At 45.1% G+C, this 21,565-nt stretch carries 20 protein-coding genes and 2 riboswitches; of the genes, 13 read left to right on the forward strand and 7 right to left on the reverse strand.

Annotated features, from left to right (window positions below; translation table 11 throughout):
* The first annotated feature begins 25 nt into the window (after nt 1–25).
* A complete protein-coding gene (locus BUR09_RS01055) occupies nt 26–658 on the forward strand; it encodes an HD domain-containing protein (protein ID WP_074215120.1) in 633 nt (210 codons plus the stop codon).
* A gap of 79 nt (nt 659–737) precedes the next feature.
* On the opposite strand, the gene BUR09_RS01060 is transcribed toward BUR09_RS01055, so the two are convergent.
* Both BUR09_RS01060 and BUR09_RS01065 read right to left on the reverse strand, forming a co-directional pair.
* Entirely contained in the window at nt 738–980 is a 243-nt protein-coding gene (locus BUR09_RS01060) for a hypothetical protein (protein ID WP_074215121.1), read from the reverse strand.
* A gap of 26 nt (nt 981–1,006) precedes the next feature.
* Complete coding sequence (locus BUR09_RS01065; RefSeq protein WP_074215122.1) at nt 1,007–2,749, reverse strand: YeiH family protein; 1,743 nt, start codon at nt 2,747–2,749, stop codon at nt 1,007–1,009.
* A gap of 603 nt (nt 2,750–3,352) precedes the next feature.
* On the opposite strand from BUR09_RS01065, the gene BUR09_RS01070 reads away from it, so the two are divergent.
* Nucleotides 3,353–4,075, forward strand: coding sequence for an SDR family oxidoreductase (locus BUR09_RS01070; RefSeq protein WP_074215123.1), 723 nt, complete (start codon nt 3,353–3,355; stop codon nt 4,073–4,075).
* A 489-nt stretch (nt 4,076–4,564) separates the two neighbouring features.
* On the opposite strand, the gene BUR09_RS01075 is transcribed toward BUR09_RS01070, so the two are convergent.
* A complete protein-coding gene (locus BUR09_RS01075) occupies nt 4,565–6,280 on the reverse strand; it encodes a YcaO-like family protein (RefSeq protein WP_084539273.1) in 1,716 nt (571 codons plus the stop codon).
* 188 nt (nt 6,281–6,468) lie between these two features.
* On the opposite strand from BUR09_RS01075, the gene BUR09_RS01080 reads away from it, so the two are divergent.
* From BUR09_RS01080 to BUR09_RS01095, 4 genes are all read left to right on the forward strand, one after another.
* Nucleotides 6,469–7,326: a deoxyribonuclease IV gene (locus tag BUR09_RS01080; RefSeq protein ID WP_074215125.1), complete on the forward strand. Its 858-nt coding sequence runs from the start codon at nt 6,469–6,471 to the stop codon at nt 7,324–7,326.
* A 522-nt stretch (nt 7,327–7,848) separates the two neighbouring features.
* Nucleotides 7,849–8,370: a YgjV family protein gene (locus BUR09_RS01085; protein ID WP_074215126.1), complete on the forward strand. Its 522-nt coding sequence runs from the start codon at nt 7,849–7,851 to the stop codon at nt 8,368–8,370.
* A 235-nt stretch (nt 8,371–8,605) separates the two neighbouring features.
* On the forward strand, nt 8,606–9,163 hold the full coding sequence (locus BUR09_RS01090; RefSeq protein WP_074215127.1) for a cytochrome c3 family protein: 558 nt from the start codon (nt 8,606–8,608) through the stop codon (nt 9,161–9,163).
* A 44-nt stretch (nt 9,164–9,207) separates the two neighbouring features.
* Nucleotides 9,208–10,602, forward strand: a complete 1,395-nt coding sequence (locus BUR09_RS01095; RefSeq protein ID WP_074215128.1) for a multiheme c-type cytochrome — start codon at nt 9,208–9,210, stop codon at nt 10,600–10,602.
* Between the two features lie 130 nt (nt 10,603–10,732).
* Here the strand turns inward: BUR09_RS01095 and BUR09_RS01100 are convergent, their stop codons facing one another.
* Nucleotides 10,733–11,182: a hypothetical protein gene (locus tag BUR09_RS01100; RefSeq protein WP_074215129.1), complete on the reverse strand. Its 450-nt coding sequence runs from the start codon at nt 11,180–11,182 to the stop codon at nt 10,733–10,735.
* Nucleotides 11,183–11,474: 292 nt separating this feature from the next.
* A complete protein-coding gene (locus BUR09_RS01105) occupies nt 11,475–12,140 on the reverse strand; it encodes a hypothetical protein (protein WP_074215130.1) in 666 nt (221 codons plus the stop codon).
* Between the two features lie 231 nt (nt 12,141–12,371).
* Nucleotides 12,372–12,476: riboswitch (TPP riboswitch) on the forward strand.
* Nucleotides 12,477–12,561: 85 nt separating this feature from the next.
* A riboswitch (TPP riboswitch) is annotated at nt 12,562–12,664 on the forward strand.
* Nucleotides 12,665–12,728: 64 nt separating this feature from the next.
* On the opposite strand from BUR09_RS01105, the gene thiS reads away from it, so the two are divergent.
* From thiS to BUR09_RS01140, 7 genes are all read left to right on the forward strand, one after another.
* On the forward strand, nt 12,729–12,929 hold the full coding sequence (gene thiS, locus BUR09_RS01110; protein ID WP_074215131.1) for a sulfur carrier protein ThiS: 201 nt from the start codon (nt 12,729–12,731) through the stop codon (nt 12,927–12,929).
* Nucleotides 12,929–13,717, forward strand: a complete 789-nt coding sequence (locus BUR09_RS01115) for a thiazole synthase (protein ID WP_074215132.1) — start codon at nt 12,929–12,931, stop codon at nt 13,715–13,717. Before thiS ends, BUR09_RS01115 begins: the two co-directional genes overlap by 1 nt.
* 1 nt (nt 13,718) lies before the next feature.
* A complete protein-coding gene (gene thiH / locus BUR09_RS01120; protein ID WP_074215133.1) occupies nt 13,719–14,825 on the forward strand; it encodes a 2-iminoacetate synthase ThiH in 1,107 nt (368 codons plus the stop codon).
* A gap of 18 nt (nt 14,826–14,843) precedes the next feature.
* Nucleotides 14,844–15,455 carry a sulfur carrier protein ThiS adenylyltransferase ThiF gene (thiF, locus tag BUR09_RS01125; RefSeq protein ID WP_084539274.1) on the forward strand — a complete coding sequence of 204 codons (612 nt, stop codon included), beginning with the start codon at nt 14,844–14,846 and terminating at the stop codon, nt 15,453–15,455.
* A 1-nt stretch (nt 15,456) separates the two neighbouring features.
* Nucleotides 15,457–16,092 (forward strand): thiamine phosphate synthase, encoded by a 636-nt coding sequence (thiE, locus tag BUR09_RS01130; protein ID WP_074215135.1) that lies wholly within the window; start codon nt 15,457–15,459, stop codon nt 16,090–16,092.
* A 225-nt stretch (nt 16,093–16,317) separates the two neighbouring features.
* Nucleotides 16,318–17,316 (forward strand): efflux RND transporter periplasmic adaptor subunit, encoded by a 999-nt coding sequence (locus tag BUR09_RS01135; RefSeq protein ID WP_074215136.1) that lies wholly within the window; start codon nt 16,318–16,320, stop codon nt 17,314–17,316.
* A gap of 9 nt (nt 17,317–17,325) precedes the next feature.
* Nucleotides 17,326–20,481: an efflux RND transporter permease subunit gene (locus BUR09_RS01140; RefSeq protein WP_074215137.1), complete on the forward strand. Its 3,156-nt coding sequence runs from the start codon at nt 17,326–17,328 to the stop codon at nt 20,479–20,481.
* Between the two features lie 2 nt (nt 20,482–20,483).
* On the opposite strand, the gene BUR09_RS16505 is transcribed toward BUR09_RS01140, so the two are convergent.
* On the reverse strand, nt 20,484–20,804 hold the full coding sequence (locus BUR09_RS16505; RefSeq protein WP_084539275.1) for an MDR/zinc-dependent alcohol dehydrogenase-like family protein: 321 nt from the start codon (nt 20,802–20,804) through the stop codon (nt 20,484–20,486).
* Nucleotides 20,805–20,820: 16 nt separating this feature from the next.
* Nucleotides 20,821–21,495, reverse strand: coding sequence for a zinc-binding dehydrogenase (locus BUR09_RS01145; RefSeq protein WP_084539276.1), 675 nt, complete (start codon nt 21,493–21,495; stop codon nt 20,821–20,823).
* Nucleotides 21,496–21,565 lie beyond the last annotated feature (70 nt).

Here is a 21,565-nt window from a genome sequence, read left to right on the forward strand (position 1 = left end):
CCTTGATTAGCACAGGAGATAGATGATGACAGCCTGCGATCCTCAGGTAAATTTACAAGGACGCGAGAAGCTTACCCGTCTCGCAGACTTTTTGTTTGAAGCAGGTATGCTGCGCAAAACTCCGCGCAGTGGATACCAGTTTTTGGGTTCCGGCAGCGAGAATGTTGCAGAGCATTCTTTTAGAACAGCGATCGTGGGTTTTGTGCTTGCCAACGAAGCAGGGGCAGATCCTGTACATACCGCAATGATGTGCCTTTTTCATGACTTCCATGAGGCTCGAGTTGGTGATTTTAACTATGTAAACCGCATTTACAACACCTGTGACCCGAAAGCTGCTTTTACTCATGCGTTGGAAGGTACTGGTCTTGAACCCTTAGTTATGCCGTATTGGGATGAGCTTGAAGAAGCAGAATCTCTGGAGGCAAAACTTGCTCAGGATGCAGATCAAATCGACCTTATTTTAAATCTTAAAGAGGAGTCTGATCTGGGAAACAAGTATGCCGGAAAATGGTTGGAGGGGGCATTGCCACGTCTGCGTACAGAGGTAGGCAAGGCTCTTGCTGAACGTATCTGTGAAACAGACCACACTGACTGGTGGTATAAAGGTCCGGAAAAAAGCTGGTGGATGCGTAAAAACGGTAAGAAGAAAGCTAAGTAACAGAATGTATTCTTAGTATATTGAAAAAGTAAAAAGGAGCGGTAGATTTCTACCGCTCCTTTTTTATTTATTTGTGTTTTTATTTCCCTTTTGGGAGATAGGTTACGGTGGAGCGTGCACCCAGTTCTGCATCGGCAGTTATTTCGACGTCACTCCAGTAGATTGCACCGGAGTTGATGTCATTCTGTTCGATAAAGGTTGCCAGAGTGCTGGCGGATTCCACATTGGCAAGCAGCATCGGGGAGAATACGAACATAAACAGCCAGATTATGAAGACTCCGGATGCGAATGATAGATAGCGTTTTACGCTGCTTTTTTGCATAGGAATTGTCCTTTTATATTTATGTGCTAGATGTTTGCAGTGATTTCCGGGAATACCACGTAGAACATCAGGTATGCCATAGTCAGTGTTAGGATGAGGTTGAAGGACTGACCGCATACATAAAGAATAAGCGGCTTGCCGCCTTTGAAGTAGTGACCGAGTTCGCGGAAGTTAGTTGCAAGGCCGATGGAAACAAAGGCAAGGCAGAAGAACCAACCGCGGAAAGCTTTGGAGAAACCACGGATTACACCATGGTCAATCATTGCAAAGCCTACATCTGCTCCCATTGAGCCGTAAATCCATGAGAACAGGACAGAAGCGGCGAGGAAGCCGAGTACGAATTTAGGGAAACGGTACCAGATTTCCCATGCGTTTACAGTGCGGCCGGGAGTGCAATCAACTCGGGTGCACCAGTAAATAGCAACACCGAATGCTGTAACACCGATGAGCACGTTCTGGATCATTTTAATGGTTGCTGCAACATACAATGCTTTTTGTGAAAGGAAGGCACCTGCAGCGGCTACCGCACCTGTAGCGTCAATTGTTCCTCCCATCCATGCGCCGCCGAGAATGTATGGCATTTCTACAGCCTTAATGAACGCAGGCATAACGATCATCATGATGGATGTGAAAACAAGAGAAAGACCTACAGACAGGGTGAGTTCTTCTTTTTTAGCGCGACATGCTGCTGCGGTGGCGATAGCTGCGGAAACACCACAAACTGACATGTCCGCAGAAATCACAATGTTCAGCGTCTTGGATGGCATTTTTACTATTTTCTGACCGAAGATGAAGGTTGAGATGAGTACAACAGGAGTAACTACCCATGCTACAAAAATGCCCGGAATACCAATCGCAACGATCTTACTGAAAAGAACTTCTGCACCCAGGAGTACCAGACCTGTTTTGATGAAATATTCAGTCTGGACGGCAGGCATGACCCATTTAGGGGTACCGATGGTGTTTGAAATGAGAAGGCCGAATAGAATAGCCCATGCTGCGTAGCCGATACCAAGTCCTTTCATAGTGCTTTGCTGCGCTGCGACATAAGCAAGAGTTGCAATAGCGAAAACAAAGATGAAACCTATGAAGAACTTAGCAGGGCTATACCCCATTGCGGCACGCCCTATGGCAAAGAAAGCACCAACTGCAATGCATAACATAATTAGCCATGTCAGTTGGTTGTATGCTTTAACTTTAGTTTTTTTCTTGGCTTTACTGGCTGCAAATTTTTTATTGCGCCAGTCGCTGATAGCGTCTGAAGCTTTTTGGTTCAGTTCAGCATTGCTGTAGTTGGCTTCGCCAGCAGCAGTCTGTGCAATTGTTGCAGCGGCTAGTGATTCATCTGCTGCTTTTTTTGCTTTTTCATACTTGGCAGTAGCTTTTACTTTTTTAGCATTAGCTCGTGCGTTGTCCATAAAAAATGCATCAAGCACGTTCGTGGACCAGCCATGCGGTTTGCTTTGGAATTTTTTAATAGTCTTTGCAAAAGGTGAGGAGGTTGCCTTTATGCCCTTAGCATCAGCAGCCTTGTAGTACTCAATTGTTTTAAACGGAGCGATGTTCGACTCTGCTTGCATGATTGCGTTAGACGCAGCAATGGTTGCTCGTAGGTTCTTAGGCTCATTAGGAAGATAAATAATGAGACCGATAATTAGAATTGCAAAACCGAGCCATATTGCCCAATAGTCTTCAAGTTTAATCAAGTCAGACCAACTGGCTTGTCCTTTATCAACAACAACGTCTTGTTGCACGTTTTGCTCTGCCATTACCATTCCTCCTTAGTAAAAGTAGCAAGGTCATGTAGGCCACAATAAAAATAGGCATGGGGGAGTTACCCGATCATCAAGATGGAACTGATAACCATACCCGTTATTACACGCCGGATACCTCAAAGCATGTAGGCAGGTGAGCAGAGGGAGAGGTTGTTCTGTGGAAAGCAGAGGAGGTGCTGATGGTAGAAATAAGCGAGCTGGAGTAAGTCAGAACAGGCGATGCGTATACTCAGTATAGTGAGGCTCATACTGCTAACTTGCTCAGTAGTATAAGAGGTAAAAGGCGTAAAATGTCAACAATTACCTGTAAATAAAACATAAAATATCTATAAAGAATAATGCGTGGAAAAGAGCTTTAGCCAAAGGGTAGGTGAGCTGCACTCACGATGAAGGCAACAACAACGCCGGTGAAGTCTACAATGGGCTGTACATTCACATTATTGGCTAGCCACTTTTACGGTTGCACAGGTGCTTTATAGGTTGTGTCAATTACAGGCAATAGTGCTCTATCTATATTATGCAAAGGTAAAAAACGGTGTATTCTTATGCAAAATGAAAAACAACGGGCACTGCCCAGAATAATTTGGAGAATACATTATGTCTAAGCCACTTATAGTCATTACCGGAGCAAGTTCAGGGTTCGGTGAAGCAACTGCTCGTACTTTAAGCGAAAAGGGTTTTCCACTTCTCCTTATAGCTCGTCGTCTTGATCGACTTAAAGCATTACATTTACCAAATACCATTTGTGCAAAGGTAGATGTGACAGACCGTAAAGCAATGGTAAGAGCTATAGCTGATGCAGAAGCTACCTTTGGTCCTGTTGATTGTATGATAAACAATGCTGGTGTGATGTTGCTTGGGCAAGCATGTGAGCAAGATCCGGCAGAATGGCAGAAAATGATTGATGTAAATGTGGTTGGTCTTCTTAACGGTATTCACGCTGTTCTCCCAAGTATGCGTGAACGTAAGCAGGGAACTATCATTAATGTTAGTTCTGTTGCAGGACGTAAAACTTTCCCGAATCATGCTGTCTACTGCGGAACCAAGTTTGCGGTGCATGCTATGAGTGAAAATATTCGTGAAGAAGTTGCAGCCGATAATGTTCGTGTGATCGTAATTGCTCCGGGTGCCGCTGAAACAGAACTTCTTAGTCATACCACTTCTGATGAAATTAAAGCTAACTACAACCAGTGGAAGGAACAGATGGGGGGTGTGATGAGTGCGCAGGATGTCGCCAATTCAATTGTGTTTGCTTACGAGCAACCCCAATCTGTCTGTGTCCGTGAAATTGTTCTCGCTCCTACGCTTCAGGAACCGTAAGCTGTTATAGCGCTTGTGGGACTTTTTTTGCCTCCGGCGGCTTAAGAACCCTGTTTACACTGTCGCTGTCTGTAATCTCTCGTACCTCAAGAACAGCTACCGCTTTGGAAAAGGGCTTCTTAAGAATCTCCTAAAGCTTTTACTTGCGAGGTCAGCACGTTTCTTATGTAGCCTCGTGGCTTATGCCCCACTGACTTAACTAATATAAAAAGGCTATTCCAAACATGTTGGAACAGCCTTTTTTATTTCACGAAAGGTAGTGAGGTATAAACCGCGAAGTTGAGTAAAAAACAGGAAAGCCTCGCAGATAAAAGTCTTTGGAGAGTCCAGAGAAGCCTTTCTACAGAGCCTTAGCCGTTCTCGAAGAATGAGAGATTACGGATAAGGGCAGTGAAACAAGGCTCTTTTTGGCCGCCGGAGGCAGAAAACCCACCGTCGAAGACGTCATGCTGGCAAGCGCCACCGAAAGCATTGCCAGATCAGGTCTGGCTAGTCTTCCATACGCAGGTAGTTAGTAAATAACCTGCGGCTAACGCGGGTAAACGAGTCGAAGTCGGCTGTAAGTTCCATGTTTGGAATAAGCGCTTTGACTACAGGGAACTGTAAGTCCTTGCGTGCAAGCTCAACATAGACTGGTCGTCTGTTGTTGGCGATGAGCATTTTTTCCAGCATCTGCACGTTGCGGATAGGATCTTCCATGGAAACGTTAGGAAGATCTTCCTGCTTACGTGTTTCTAGTCCACGAAGCGCTGGTGCAGATGGAGGGCTTTGTGGATAAGGGTATGGTGTTTCTGTTAATGCAGATACGATGGCTCTTCTGCCATCCAGACCGGCACCAGTTCCGCGGTAAACTTCACCGCGTTTGCCCATGACGAATGCGTAGTAGCATGGGATGCCGAATTCCGTAGTGATGTCCTGAAACATCACATGCACGCCTCGTGCTGCGTAGTCGTTGAGCAGCATGTTGAGTTTAGGATCTTCTGTAGTAAGCGTGAAGCATTCTTTTTTATCGAAAGGCTTCGTTGCTTCAGCATCGCGTTCAAAAATTTCCATGAGTGCTGCAACCTTTGCCTCTTCGAGAATGTTGCCGGAAGCAAGGCCTGTTGAGCCTGGTGAAGAGAAGAGAGAGACTTCGTCTAAGTTGCAGAACATGTACACCATCTGAACAGGAACAAGGATTGACTCGTAACCTTCGCCTTCCAGTTTCGGGGTGTGTCCTTCCATCCAGTAAAGCTTTTCATCTTCGTACGGAACTTCAAGCGAGAGTAAATTTGGATCGAACGCCGCAATGCCTTGTTCTACCAGTTCAGAGTAGCGAGCGTGTGTCAGCGGATGATCTTTGAGAGTGTTAAGTACGCCTGCTTCGTCAAAGGAGACGAAGGATGATGAACGCTCAACTATTTCCATAGTCAGACCAACTCGTGCGTCTGCTAATGCGAGTCCGCGTCCATAAGAGGTAGCGAGTCCTTGCAGCGTATAGTCTAGAGAACCGTTTTTTATGGATAGATCAATGTTCCAACGGCGTAACAGAGCGATAGGGGACAGAGAGGCAATATGTCGCATCTCAACATCAGCAAACAAAGGTGTTTCATTAAGTCTGCTGAGTGCAAGGTCTGTTGTTTCCTGTGCTGGTGGACGTGACCACGGATTGCCGTATGAAGTTTGTAGAAGTTCTTCACGAATTGTTGCAGCGGTTACGAACTCTTCTGTGCTAGGCCCGTAGAGCATTGGCAGGTCAAAATCTTCTGCAACCTCTGGCAGAGGCAGCATGCGGTGTTCGTGAATGTTTTCTTTGAACTTGGTAATCCATGCAAGATGATTATACCTATCTTCGCGCTTGAACCAGCGGATGTAGATAAGGGGAGTATGTTCCTGCAATTGCTCGGTAGCATCATCAGGAAACAGAGGAAGCATTTTGGAAAACTTACCGTACAGGAGGCATGTTTCATACAGCAGCGCTGCAAGAACAGGTTTGATAATGGTGTAGTCTTGCACGGCAGTTTTGAGCAGCGCTTTGAATTTCTTTTGATCAAAGTTCTGAATGCTGGTCAGCAGGTATTTATGCATAAAATCGTCGAGCGGATGCTCTTCAAGGTATGCGAGGGCTTCTTCAAATGTAATATCTGCTGGCGGTTCGCAGGAAACATATCCAACGGTGCCAACTGTATCAGAAAGATTGAATTTATATTTCATTGATGACGACATCATATACTCCCATATTCTATGAATGAGGCGTTATAGCGTATGTTTTTACGGTGGACAATGGATGCCGTGAACAATAAATGAATACTAACACGCTGTGCCGGTTCGGTTGAATGAGCTGTTATTGGACTGAGTGATATTCTGAACGAGTATTTCAGCATGCATATGCTGATGTTATAAGAGGGAAAGATATGCGATATTTTGGTGCCCATATGTCCATTGCGGGTGGATTGGATAAAGCTATTGAACGCATTATGCGTGTAAATGGAACCGCCTTGCAGATATTTTCGAAGAATCAGCGCCAGTGGAAATCTAAGCCGTTGGAGCAAAAACAGATTGATGCGTTTATCGGAGCTTGTAAGGATTGGGGTGATTACCCCATTGCCGCACATGATTCGTATTTGATCAACCTTGGCTCGCCAAAAGAAGAGGGCGTAGAAAAATCTGTTGCGGCATTTTCGCATGAGCTTGAACGTGCAGAACAGTTGAATATTCCTTACGTGGTGATGCATCCGGGGGCGCATCTGGGGAGCAATGTCGATGAGGCCTTGGAGCGCGTAGCTAAGAATCTGGACAGGGCGTTTTATGACTCTCGCACAGAGCGAGTGATGGTTTTGTTGGAAAATACAGCAGGACAGGGAACAACGCTTGGGCGATCTTTTGATGAGCTTGCAGTCGTTATTCAGCACTCTAGGAATGCTGACAGACTTGGGGTGTGTGTTGATACATGTCATGCTTATGCTGCCGGTTATGATCTTACTACTGATGAAGGATATGCTGCGACGTTTGCTGAGTTTGAGTCAACAGTTGGGCTGAGTCGTCTTAAATTTATGCATGTTAATGATTCAAAAGGAGCATTGGGAAGCCATCTTGATAGGCATGACCATATTGGGCATGGTTTGTTGGGAGAAGAAACCTTTGCCCGTATAGTTAACGATCCAAGATTTATTGATTTACCTATGGTGCTTGAAACACCAAAAGGTGAAGACCTTGCTGAAGATGTAGAAAACCTGAACAAGCTATATGGTTTGATTATTGCGCAGGTTTAACGTAGCTTTAAATAGATGCGTCAAGAGGGAATGAAGTAGAGGTTAGTCGTTTTGCAAGGTTGTTATATTGCAAAAATCTATACTTTTTACGAAATAATGTTTTTTTTACTTGTCTTGGCGATATTCTCATTTTAGTAACTAATTGCTGACATTATTTCGTGATGTTGAAGCATTAAGTATTCTGGTTTGTAGGGATGCATGCAGAAGGCATTTTTCGGGGGCTACTCGTATGTCACTGTAGACACCAGTTGTACTTTGAAGAGAGCACAGGTTGTTGGGTTCTGTCTCTCTTTAGCTTTCAATGCGATATAGTGTCAGCTTTTTTTATTGCTTTAAAATAAAACTTATAGTGTTTCTTTGTATCTAATATTGAATTTATGAAAGATAGATAAAAATTGTTTTGTACTGTATTGGTGATTACTATCTAGTATATTAGATGTAATTTTATCTTCAATTGTAGGCTAAATTTTTTAGACTATGTATTTTACTATTTACTCATAATTTTTTTGTTCAAGGTTTAACATGTCTGTATTTGCAATATCACAAATGCTTGTAGGTGTAGCACTGATTTTTGATATTCTTTCTTTCCAGTTTAAGAATAGAAAATATATTTTACTTTCAATTGCTGCTGCATGCTTTTTTATGGCAGTGCATTTTTTGCTGCTGGAACAATGGACAGCAACAGTTCTTATGGCAGTATCTGCTGTGCGATATGCAGTTAGTGGGTATACAACAGAGCGCAGATGGATGTATTTTTTCTGTGCCATAGCTGTGCTGGGTACAATTTGGACATATACAGGCTTGGTTAGTATCTTGAGCTTTGGGGCAACCTTTGTACTCACAATAGCAGCCTTTTCTAAGACAGATAAGCGGTTGCGTGAGATTACATTTTTTGGTGTCGCACTGTGGATTGTGCATAATATAGTTGTCTGGTCGCCGTCTGCTATTGGGCTTGAGAGCTTCTTCTTTATGAGTAATGTTGTTGGTTACTACAGATATTATATGCGTCCTGCCAAGACTGAGTTGGTCTTGGAGCAGGAATAACAGGTTCTAGTTTGTTGAAAGATACGCCCCGCATTTGTGCGGGGCTTTTTTTTGTCCTGTGACCTCCGAGATAAAAAAGTAATGGTGCGCATCTGACCATGTTCAGGGAGGTTGCGGCTGCGCGTATGTTTTTTGGGGGAAATTACTAAAGATATAATGCGGATACGTTCTTTACGTGGTAGTATTGATCAATTGTTTTGGGATCACCCTTTAATTATTGGCAAAGGGGAGGTTTATGCCTCAGAGCAGCGATAGGAAATATAGAAAAAAACTATTGTTGGTAGGGGGTGTATCCGGTGTTGTATTAAGTGTTCTTCTCGTCTTGGCCTCAGGTCATATGATTACGCTGACGAACACTGATACCTTTTGCATAACATGCCATTCTATGAAGCCATTCAGGAAGGCATGGCTTGCCTCGGCACATGGGGGGAATAACCCTCAAGGGGTTGTTGCTCAATGCGTGGATTGTCATCTGCCACATGGCACTCTCGTAGAGTACGTTTCAGCAAAAGCGTATACCGGTGCACGCGATATTATCATGAATATGATCATCGACCCCTATACGTATGACTGGTCTGAGCGGCGAAAGTTCCGTGAGGAGTACACGTACGAATCTTCTTGTAAGAAATGTCATGCCAATTTGTTGTCCCCTAAAATGGGCTTAAAAGCCATTTTAGCGCATCGAGAATATTTACGTGAAGAAAATAAATTGAAGTGCGTTAAGTGCCACGAACATGTGGGACATAAGGACATGATGTTTTACGTGAACCAGTATTTCAACAGGGATTCATAATCGTAACAACGGATGAAAACCTGAAAGTGTGTGGAGGAAATGGAATGAACATACGGAGGACTTTGGTAATCCTACTTGGAATGGTGATCTGTTGCATGCTGGGCGCGGGATCTGTCGCGGCTGAGGAGAAGGTGCAGCAAAAAACACCAAAAGCCACATCGCAAGGGGATGCAACCCTTGGAGGATTGCATAAGCAGATTCTCGTTGAGCGTGGTTTTTCTGAAGCAGCTAAAAAATGTATCGAATGTCACTCAAAAGAAACTCCCGGGATTGTAGATAACTGGAGAAACGGGCGCATGGCGCATGCGCAGGTCTCTTGTTATGACTGTCACGTAGTGGAAAAAACATCACCTATGGCTAGCCAGTGTGAAGGTGTGCGTGGAACAAACATTTATACCAGTCCAATGGTATCTTCAAAGACCTGTTCTCGTTGCCACCCTGTGGAAGTTTCACAGTTCTTAGAAAGCTCCCATTCTACACCGGCATCCGAGCCTGTTATGAATAACCCTACCTTCGATAAGTTGATGTACTACTACGAAGGCCTCGAATTTACTGGTGTCGATCGTAATACCCCTGAAGGTAGAGCTCCGCGTGCATCCGGTTGTCAGATGTGTCACGGCACCATCATTGAGCTAGGTGCAGACAATAAGCCAATCAATATGACATGGCCTGCGGGGCCAGGTCAGCGTTATCCAGACGGCTCAGTTGGTAACTGTTCTGTTTGTCATACCCGTCATATGTTCTCCATTGCGGAAGCTCGTAAGCCTGAATCATGTGGTACATGCCACCTTGGGCCTGACCATCCGAATATTGAAATTTACGAACAGTCTAAACATGGTCAAGTTTATGGTGCCCACGGTGAAAAATGGAACTTTAATGCAGCTCCGGATACATGGGAACCGGGTGATTATGATGCTCCAACCTGTGCAGTATGTCACTTGAGCGGGATAGGAGAATTGAGCACTACCCATAACCCAGAGACTCGCTTGAAGTGGAAGCTCTATAGTAAACGTTCTGAAATTCGTAAAGGCGATCGCGGTAACGGTGAAGAAGGTGGAAAACGCATGCGTAAGGTATGTAAAAACTGTCACTCCACCTTGCATACTAATGCAACAATGGAAACGCTTGATGCTTCTGTGAAACTCTACAATATCTACTGGGATAAAGCGGTAGCTATGAAGAAAGAACTCGCAGACAAAAAACTCCTCGGCGATGATCCTTGGAGAGATGGCTTCCAGCGTATGATGTACTACCTGTGGCATCATGAAGGCCGCCGTGCCCGTCAGGGTGCAGCTATGAATGGTCCTGACTATGCACACTGGCATGGTTTCTTCCAGATGTTCCAGATGTTCATGGACATGCAGGCCATTCGTGACTGGCGTATTAAAAATGGTAAAATCGAAGACCTGAGCAACGTAGCTTGCCCTGGTCCTGATTAGTAGGTCATGGTCGTAATCTAATAAAAGAAAGCCCGCTGGTTCCAGCGGGCTTTCTTCTTGTTGTCTGTATGATTCGACGAACCGTTCCGTGAACTTGCTACGGAGTTTGGCATGTCAAACTAGGGGGAGGCTATTCGGAAGGAACGCCTTTGAAAGAAGGCAGCAGTGCTTTTTTCGCAAGTTTAGCGTCAACTGTGAGAAGAGGGCCTTGCTCAGTTTCGTGCACTTTATAGTCAGTAATAACGCGCAGGTCGTTTGGATACATTACTTCTTTCTGACGAACCATTTCTTCTACAATATCAACAAGAGTAGTTTTTGTTTCGTCTGTGAGATCAAACTGTTCTAGAGAGCGGTGCAGGCCGTCTTCCCAGCGGTCGCGTGGAAGGAATGATGCGTTCCATGCAAAGACGCCAAGACCGATGGCATTGTCATCACCGCTTAAGCTTTCAGATTCTGCCAGAAGCGGCTTACAAAACTTCATTACGGTGTCGGAAAAGTCGTCAGCAGTAGATGCTTTTCGGCGTTTGATAGCTGCAATGCGTTTTTTCAGCTTCTGTTGCTCTTTTTTGGATTTAGCCATGCGAGGCTCCTTTTTCATAAGATGTCTGCCGCGTCATAGTGTTTTTATGAAAGAAGAGCAATACACCACAGTACAGCAGAGAGTAGTCAGTTTGCAAAGCTGTTTTAGCGGTTGAGACAACCTCGTGTAGTGCTAGACCCGAGAAAAAGTTTTGGAAGAAGTCCCGGTAAGTCCATGTTAGAAATAGACTCGTTCCAAGTAACACAAGCCAACAGTAGGTGTTTTTTTGATCTGTATGGAAACAAGTACCCGAGGCGTGCGCTGCAGAGCTCGGGTTTGTCATTAAGTTGAGTTACGCTTTCTTACGATAATGCATGAATGCTGCCAGTCCGAGGAGACCTAGAATGTAGCCGATGCCGCCGAAAATATCCTTAATGGTTGTTTTCGGTTGAAGGATCTGTGCATTTAGTTTGGAAACTTGTGCTTTCAGTGGAGCAATTTCTTGTCGCACAGCATCACGAATAAGTTTGTCCAGTTCTGTCTTAGTCAGTGTAACGGTTGTGCTGGAGGAAGCGTTTGTTTGTGTAGACAGCTGCACGGGCGTTTGAGGCTGTACTGACGTTTCTGGCTTTGAAGAAGTAGGAGTAGTTTTGGTCGAAGTTGCAGGCAGGGGGGGCGCATCAGCAAAATCTTCTGTTTCCAGCGTCCATGAACCTGCGTGGCCTTGACCAGCGTCAAGTGCAATAACAATAGGATCTTTACTTTGTATTGCATCAGCAGGGAGTGTGAAAGACCATTCCCCGTTATTGTTGGTGGTGCCTTTTGCGATTACTTTTCCTGTCTTTTTATCCGTAGCAGTTATAGCACTCTTTTGTGCCCTGTTTCCACTTGAAAAGAACGATTCAGAATGTACCATATTTCCTTCTACCCAGGCAAAAACATTTACCCTGTGGGCAAGGGCAGAGGTAGTAAGAATGCAGGTGAGGATAAAGACAAAAAGGATAGTTGATAAGCGCATGGCTGACTCCTCTGTGCTGTTTGTTTTTTGAGACCAAGGCAGGTTGAAGGTGTGCGTCCGTATTCGAACAATTTGCTCGTGTGACGATATAGAAAAAAGTAACACGCATCAAGTGGTGTGTTTTCTATAGGATACAGGTGAAGGATCTAACAAACTTAGTGATTTCTTTTATAAAAATAAAATTGGTTAAATAAACAGCTTTACAGGATTGTTAATTCTGACTATACATGTTGAAACAGCTAGGGGAGCCTTGAGAGGCTGAGAGTGAGCGTAAGAGTTCTGACCCTTGAACCTGATGTGGTTTGTACCACCGTAGGGAAGCACTAAGCTAAAAGAACAATAAGCTTATCCTACGGGGTAAGCTTTTTTTTATGCCTGTAGCATAAAACGCACAATGTTTTATGAGATACAGGGTGTGTCTACATACAGCTGGGGGAGCCTTCGGGCTGAGAGTGAACATAGCGTTCAGACCCTTTGAACCTGACGCGGTTTATACCGCCGGAGGAAGGCTGAGTTCTTAACTCGTATTCTAAGCTTGCCTTCGTGCAAGCTTTTTTTATGCGATTAAAGCAGCAAAGGAACCCTACAATGCAGCTAACTGTAAATGGTCAGATGCAAGAATGCAATGACGACACAACCCTGCTTGAATATCTGCAGGGCAACGGCGTGGATGTAAAAGCGGTTGTCGTGGAACTGAATCGAACCGTTGTGATGGCTGATGATTTTGGAACTACCGTACTTAATGACGGGGATGTATTGGAAATCCTGCAATTCGTAGGAGGGGGCTAATGGAAGCGAACAACAACGACGCATTGGTTATCGGCGGAGTCAGCCTGACCAGCAGACTTTTTACCGGAACCGGTAAATATGGCTCAGATACTATCATTCCCGATGTATGTGCATCGTCCGGGTCTCAGGTTATCACTGTTGCGTTACGACGAGTCGACACAAACGCTGCTACTGGTAATGTAATGCAGCACATTCCCAAGCACATGCAGTTGTTGCCAAATACGTCCGGTGCGCGCAATGCCGACGAAGCAGTGCGAATTGCTCGTTTGGCGCGCGCGGCCGGATGTGGTGACTGGATTAAAATCGAAGTCATTTCTGACAACAAGTACTTGTTGCCGGACGGTTATGAAACCGCAAAGGCTACAGAGATTCTTGCAAAAGAAGGGTTTGTTGTTCTGCCGTATGTGAATGCGGATTTGTATGTAGCGCGCGATCTGGTGAATGCCGGAGCGGCGGCGGTGATGCCGCTTGGTGCTCCTATCGGCAGTAACCGCGGGCTTAAGACAAAAGAAATGGTTCGTATTCTGATTGATGAAATTTCTTTACCGATTATTGTTGATGCAGGAATCGGCGCTCCGTCACAGGCGTGTGAAGCTATGGAAATGGGTGCAGCAGCGTGTCTGGTGAACACAGCCATTGCAGCTTCCGGTGATCCTGTGGCAATGGGACGGGCGTTTGGTGAAGCTGTCCGTGCTGGTCGAGCTGCGTACTTGGCGCAGACCGCAGTAGTATCAACCGGCGTAGCCGATGCCTCATCTCCATTGACCGGCTTTTTAGGCGGTATGTAATATGGGATTTTCTGATCTTCTTTCACAGTACGATTCGCTGGATATGGCAGCGTATCTCGCAGCAGTTACACCTGCTGATGTGGAGCGGGTGCTGGCGAAGCACTCTATAACTCCGCTAGACTATCTGGCTCTCCTCTCGCCGGCAGCAGAGGAAATGCTTGAAGCAATGGCGCAGAAAGCGCATGGAATTACCATGCGTCATTTCGGAAAGACGATTCAGCTTTTTACCCCATTGTACCTTGCGAACTACTGTACTAACCAGTGTGTGTACTGTGGTTTTAATACTGCGAACCGCATTTCTCGTACGCAGCTTACCGAAGAGGAATTACGCAGGGAAGCCGAAGCCATTGCGGCAACAGGATTAAAGCACCTTCTTATTCTTACTGGTGATGCTCCAGCCAAATCTACTGTTGAGTATATTGGTAACTGTTCGAAGATATTGAGTGAATACTTCTCCTCTGTCAGCATTGAAGTATATGCAATGACACAGGAAGAGTATGCTTACCTTATTGAACGGGGCGTAGACGGCCTGACTATTTATCAGGAAACATATAATGAACCGTTGTACATGGATTTGCATCCAAGAGGTCCTAAACGCGATTATCATTTTAGACTGGATGCCCCTGAGCGTGGTTGTAAGGCTGGAATGCGCACTGTGAACGTAGGGGCACTGCTCGGGCTTGAGTCCGTATGGCAGCGCGATGCCTTCTTTACCGGATTGCATGCAGATTATTTGCAGCGCAAATATCCTGCAACGAACATTGCTATTTCGCCGCCACGGATGCGTCCGCATGTGGGGGCATATGAGCCGGCATCTATCGTGACAGATAAAAACTTGGTTCAGCTTGTTCTCGCTCAGCGTATTTTCTTACATAACGTAGGGATCACGGTGTCTACTCGAGAGTCTGCTGAACTGCGTGATAATATGATTCCGCTGGGTGTAACTAAGATGTCTGCCGGAGTGACCACCGCTGTGGGTGGACATACTGCAGAAGATGACAGTACTGCGCAGTTTGATATTTCAGACCCTCGTAGTGTTGAGGAAATGTGCAAGGCAATTGAAGCAAAAGGATTCCAGCCGGTATTTAAAGACTGGGAACCTTTTTAATCCATGCAGGATACCGTTATGACCACTTTTTCATCGCTACAGGAAGGTTTGTCCCGCTATCTTACTCCAGATCAGTTGGAGAAGCTTGCGTCTGTCACTGTAGGCATTGCCGGTTGCGGCGGACTTGGGTCTAACTGTGCATTTATGCTGGCTCGGAGTGGTGTCCGTAACTTTGTTATTGTGGATTATGATGTTGTGGACACTTCTAACTTGAACCGGCAGTTCTTTTTTGCAGATCAGGTCGGCATGACAAAGGTAGAGGTGGGCAGAACGAACCTGCTTCGCATAGACAGCACCTTGAACATTACGGTACACAACTGTCAGATAACACCAACCACTGCGCCGCAATACTTTGCAGGCTGCGATATAATTGTCGAAGCATTAGACAGCATTGACGGTAAGAAGATGATGGCTGCATTGTACTTGTCCGATCCACGCTTGTTTGTTTCCGCTTCCGGAATGGCAGGGTGGGGTGAACCGTACATGCAGAAACGAAAAATCCGTGACGATGCCGTTCTGGTTGGTGATTTTACAACTGATATTGCCGATCATCCGCCTATGGCACCTAAAGTGCTTATGGCTGCCGCTATGCAGGCAGATGTGGTGCTAACGCATATTCTGGGGAAGTAGTATGAACTTTCAAGAAATCTTAGATACCGATATCTACGCGCTCACAGACGAAGGTCTGTCGAAAGGCCGTTCTAATGTTGAAGTAGTTGACGCCATGCTTAAGGCAGGTATTAAAGTGCTTCAGTATAGAGAAAAAGATAAAAAGTCCGGTGAAATGCTGGAAGAATGTTTGCAGATTCGCGCTATGACAAAACAGGCTGGCTGTAAATTCATTGTGAACGATCACGTGGACATTGCCATGCTTTGTGATGCAGATGGCGTGCATGTAGGGCAGCAGGATATTCCTGTACCGCAGGTGCGTCAGCTTGTCGGTGCTGATAAGATCATTGGCCTTTCCACTCACTCTCCTGAAGAGTGTAAGCGAGCAATCGAGCTTGGTGCGGATTACATCGGTGTCGGGCCTATCTTTGCGACTCAGACTAAAAAAGATGTCTGTGCTCCTGTTGGCTACGAATATCTTGAGTACGTTACTCAGAACCATAACATCCCGCATGTAGCCATCGGTGGAATTAAGCTGCATAATATTCAGGATGTTGCAAATCATGGTGCCCGTTGTTGCGCAATTGTTTCCGAAATTGTTGGTGCAGACAATATTACTGAAACTGTACTTGCATTACGTAAGGCAATGGTCAAATAGCAGTTATCTGTTTAAGCCAATAGAATGCAATAGAGCTGTCCTTCGAAAGAAGGACAGCTTTTTTTGTACGCAACGATAACTTGGTGAATAGAAGGAAGTTCCCTACAGGCGGAGTTTAAATAAAAAATAACAGTATAATAGTAAGTTAATCCTGTTATTGCAGCTTTTTTTTAGGTAATTACTGAGTATTCTCTTGTACTGTTCGTCAGATTTGAAGGAGCACATATGTGGCGTAAGGTTTTCTTCCTGATTCTGATCCTCATCCTTATTGGTGTTGATGTTGCGCACAGTGAAAAGGTCTTTGTTGCCAAGGCGGCAAAACGGTATGTGCATATGACAGGATTTACCCGTCCGCGCACTGTTATAACCATTTCAAGTGAAGAGAATGCACGGTGTATTGCTGTGTACGCCGATGTTGGGGATGCTATTAAACCTGATGGTCTATTCGCGCGTCTTGATCCCACCTTTATTGATCTCGATATTCGCCGCAATCTTGATAAGCAGCAGGCAATTGATAGTGACGTTACCTTTTACTCAAAAGAGGCTGAAAGGTATCGGACGCTTATTGAAAAAAAACATGCTGCACAGACTACTCTTGATGCTCTTGTGCGTGATCTTCAGACGGCACGTGAAGATTCTGATGCATTGAAAGTTGAGGAGTTGATTTTACGCGAGCATAAAAATCGTCATTCCATTCTGGCTCCTGCCGGATGGAAGGTTATCGAACGATATATTGAACCGGGTGAGCTCGTCCGCAACGGTGATGAACTAGCAAAAATCGGCAATTTTAATGTGTTGATTGTTCCAATGGCTCTTACTCCTTCAGAGCTGATTACATTACAGAAAATGGAAAAAATAGAGTTAGAGTTACCAGAACTTAATAAGAAGGTTGCAGCGCGTATTGAGAATGTTTCTCCTGACTTTGATCCGGCTATGCGAAAAATTCAGGTGGATCTTGCTATTGACAAGTTTCCTATAGAGAAACGTGGGGGAATTCGTGCGAATTTGTATCTTCCAATGGAAGAGACAAAGGGTGCGGTGATTGTTCCGGATAGTGCTTTAGTGCGCGGATATGAGGAGGCATTTCTCATTCGTGATACAGGTGAAGAAGTTCCTGTCATAGTAATGGGGGATGGCGATAGACATGGCACAAAGCGCGTGCGTTCCAAAGAAATTTCAGCTGGTGATCGTTTCTTATCCGATCCACCACAGACTGTGTTCTAGGTAGATGCCATGCGCCCTGTAATTGCTTTTACTCTTAAGCATAAGGTTCTTGTTAATCTTGCCTTTTTGGTGCTTATGATTCTCGGAGTCATAAGTATTCTTACTATTCCTGTAGACAGGATGCCGTATGTAAGGATGGGCAAGGTGCACATAAGCGCTTTTCTTCCGGGAGCATCGCCGTCTGATGTAGAATCTTTGGTGACCAAAGAGATTGAAGAGGCTTTGGAGAGTCTGGAACAGGTTGAGTATATCCGGTCACGCTCGTATCGGGAACGAAGTTCTATTCTGGTGAAATTCGTTGACGATTCTGATTATCAAAAATTGTATGACGAGTTGCGGTTCAAAGTGCTTTCTATTCAAAATGACCTGCCCGAAGACATGGACCCGCCCAAATTTACCGAAATTGCCATTGATGAGTGGCTGCCTGCCTTGAACGTGATTCTTGTTGGCGACAGATCAAACAGAGCTTTGAGCCTTATTGCGGAAGAGCTTAAAAACGAGTTTGTCCGTATTCCCGGTGTTAAAGAAGTTCGCCTGAACGGGGAGTATTCCCGAGAGTATCATGTTGATCTTTCACCAGAAAAAATGAACCGGTATATGATTACGCTGGAAGAAGTGCGCAAAGCATTGCTTGATGCAAACGTATCTATTCCAGCGGGTGATTTTGATACGGGAAAATCTGAGTACATAGTGGTGGTTGATGAGCGTTTCCGTACGCAGAAAGACATTGAACACGTCATCTTGCGTCGCGACAACGAAGGGTCTTTTGTCCGTGTGGGTGATATTATGACAAAGGCTGAATACAGCTATCGCGACCCACATGTTATTACCTCCGTAAATGGTAAAGACTGCCTCACCGTTGCTATTATGAAACAGAGCACAGGGAATGCTATTGCCATCTGCGATGCTGTAGAAGAGATCGTTGAAAAACATAAAGAACGTCTGGCAGTAAATAAAGTTCAGCCTGTCATTACACAGGATCAGCGCATATATATTGATGAATCCATGAATGTTATGGGGTCGAACCTGCTTGTGGGTATCACTCTTGTGATGATTATCATCTGGGTTGTGATGGGGCTGCGTAATGCCCTTATTACAACTGTGGGTATCCCATTTTCATTCCTAGTTACGATGATCTTCATGAAGGTTTCGGGTAACTCGTTGAATGAGATTACGCTTTTTGCGTTTGTACTTGTGGCAGGTATTATTGTTGATGACGCTATTGTGGTGATTGAAAATATTTACAGGCGCATCCAGATTGGCGAACCGCTTAAGGAGGCGGTTGTTGATGGGGCAGCTGAAGTGGCTGTACCGGTTATTTCAGCAACATCGACCACGGTTGCGGCATTTTTGCCTATGCTTATTATGTCCGGTTCTACAGGCGAATTTTTTGCGCAGATTCCTATAGCTGTGAGCTTTGCCATTGCCGCATCACTTATTGAGTGCCTGCTTATTTTGCCGTCGCACTTTTATGATTGGCCTGGTGCAAAGCAGTTTGCTCATGGGTATACCCCACCACCTGATCAAGCTTTTATGGTCAAGTTTAAGGATTGGGCTGTTTTTATTCTGCGTATTTTTATGAGAAACCGTGCGAAGAGCCTCGGCGTTGTTTTGGTGGCTTTTCTTGGGGCGCTGTTCATTCTCGGAGTGTCTATTTCTGGTACGCTTCCGCTTCTTCGTATTAAGTTTTTTCCAGATAACTACAATATATTCTATGTGAATGTAGAAGCTCCTGCAGGGACATCTCTTCAGGAAGTTTCACGTAAGTTAAAAGAGATGACGGTAGCGATTGATTCCAAGGGGAAAAATGTTGTTCGGGCTGCCACAGCATTTGCTGGTTTTTATGTGAATGAAGACTACGAGCAGGTTTACGGTTCAAATTACGGAACAATTAACGTTGAATTGCCTGAGATTAACTCTCGTATATTTGCCGACTATCCGACTAATGATCCGATTGCGCACTTGGATACCATGCGCAAAGAGTTAACTGCGTATGCGAAGAAACGCTGGGGTGAACGCTGGGTAGTTCGGGTTCGTGCAGAATCTGATGGGCCTCCTACAGGGAAAGATTTGACGATCCGCATCATGGGGGTAGATACAGCGAAGGTTGAGTCGTTGAGCCGTGATATTTGGAACTATCTGAAAACGAGTAAAGAATTTTCAGAGTACTTGGTGGATTTGCGGCCGGATACAGGCTACGCGAATAGAATTGTCCGCTTTGTTCCAGATGAAATGCGCGTTTCACAATATGAACTTACACCACGCCATGTAGCAAGAATGGCTGGTTCTATTCTGGATGGTTCCCTTGTGGGTGAGTTCAGAGCAGATGATGAAGATATTGATTTGAGAATGCGTGTAGATGAGCGTTTCTTGCAAGCCCCTGAGGATGCATTGAATATACCGGTTATTGAAGAGGGAATGGGGCCCATACGCCTTGGAGATATCGTAAAAATACAAACGTATACAGAGCCGGGACAGTTCAATAGATTTCAGGGAGAACGGGCGATTACACTTTCTGCTAACTTGAGATCAGATTCACCATATTCACCGCCGTATATAGTGAAGAAGGTCGTAAAATATTACTCAACGATTCGTGCCAAGTACCCCGGTGCGACACTTAACTTTGCGGGTGAGTATGAATCAACGCAGAAGTCATATTCATCACTTATGTTTGCGTTTTTGATTGCGCTGCTGATTATCTACATGATTCTGGCAACACAGTTTAATTCGTATGTGCAGCCGTTCATTATTCTTTCTGCTGTGGTCTTTGCGCTTATTGGTGTTGTGTACGGCGTATTTTTTACCCGGACGCTTTTTACGATTAACAGTTTCATTGCAACAATCGGTGTGACTGGTGTTGTTGTTAACGACTCTCTTGTTCTTATCGCCTTCCTTAATAATTTGCACAAGAAAGGAATGCATAGGGATGAGGCCGTGTATGAGGGCGTACGGATACGTTTGCGTCCTATTCTGCTCACAACGCTTACAACAACTCTGGGGTTGTTACCTATGGCTATAGGTATTCCGTATTACTCCATCAACTGGGGAACAATGGCTGCAACCTTTGTAACTGGTTTGTGCACTGCTACATTGCTTACGCTCTTTATCGTCCCTGTTCTGTGGCATATTTTTATGGGTTTACAGGAGCGTATGGCAAGACCATAAGGTTATGGGGAAACGATTATTGCCTGTTTTCCTACCATGGTTCCAGATTCCTGCCGAATATGCGCTTTCTGAATATTTTTTACAGTCAGACCATAGAGTGTTGCTGTCAGAGGTGATCGAATTTTCATAGAGTCGATTAGCTGTGAGATTTTGGTTAGGGTAAATCCCTGCATATCAAGATCGGCTGTATCGTACATGGTACGCACCATGGCAAATTCCCAGCAGATGCGGACGGACTTTGTTTTAAACAGGCGGATGTCCAACGGGGCGATAGGATCATCAATGAGTACAACAGCACATTGAGGCTCAATCAATTCAGCCATTGCATCCCAGTGCTTGCTAAGATGGGTAGTGCATAAAATAGAATGTACCCAGGAATCCAAGGGTACGGACTTGCTTAATAATATCTTCATGATGGTTGATTACGTGGTCTGCGCCCATATCTTTACACCAATCTACAGTCTCTTCACGTGAGGCTGTCGCGATGACAGTCAACCCAGCCCATTTTGCAAGTTGTATAGCCATTGATCCAACCCCACCGGCACCGCCGATTATGAGAATGGTTTTACCAACGTTTGCATCTCCTGCGGCAATATATCCCAGGCGGGTGAATAGAGCGTCGTACGCTGTAAATGTGACAACAGGGAGTGCGGCAGCTTCTGCATCTGAACAGCGCAGCGGTGTAAGTGCTACTGTGCGTACATCTGCAAGTTGATACTGGGCAAAGGAACCGGGGTATTTTGTCTGTCCCATAAAGTAGACGTTGTCTCCTTTTTGAACCTTTGTCACTTCATTACCAACATCAACGACTATGCCGCTTGTGTCGTGCCCCAGAACAACCTGTTCAGAGCTTGGGGTGCGCATCCGAATCTTGGTGTCAACAGGGTTGATGGAGGTGGCTAATACCTTTACCAGGATTTCTTGTCCCTTCGGGGTGGGAATTGTTCCCAGTTTTTCTGTAAAAGTGGATGCATCGTGGGCATTTCCGCCGCCGCGTGCTAAAATTTGAAGCATGAGTACACCGCCTGTTGCAAGGTTTGGTGTATATTCTAGCAATAAAATATTAAGCTATTCCAGTGTGAAC

Source organism: Halodesulfovibrio marinisediminis DSM 17456, assembly GCF_900129975.1.
Taxonomy (GTDB): Bacteria; Desulfobacterota; Desulfovibrionia; order Desulfovibrionales; family Desulfovibrionaceae; genus Halodesulfovibrio; species Halodesulfovibrio marinisediminis.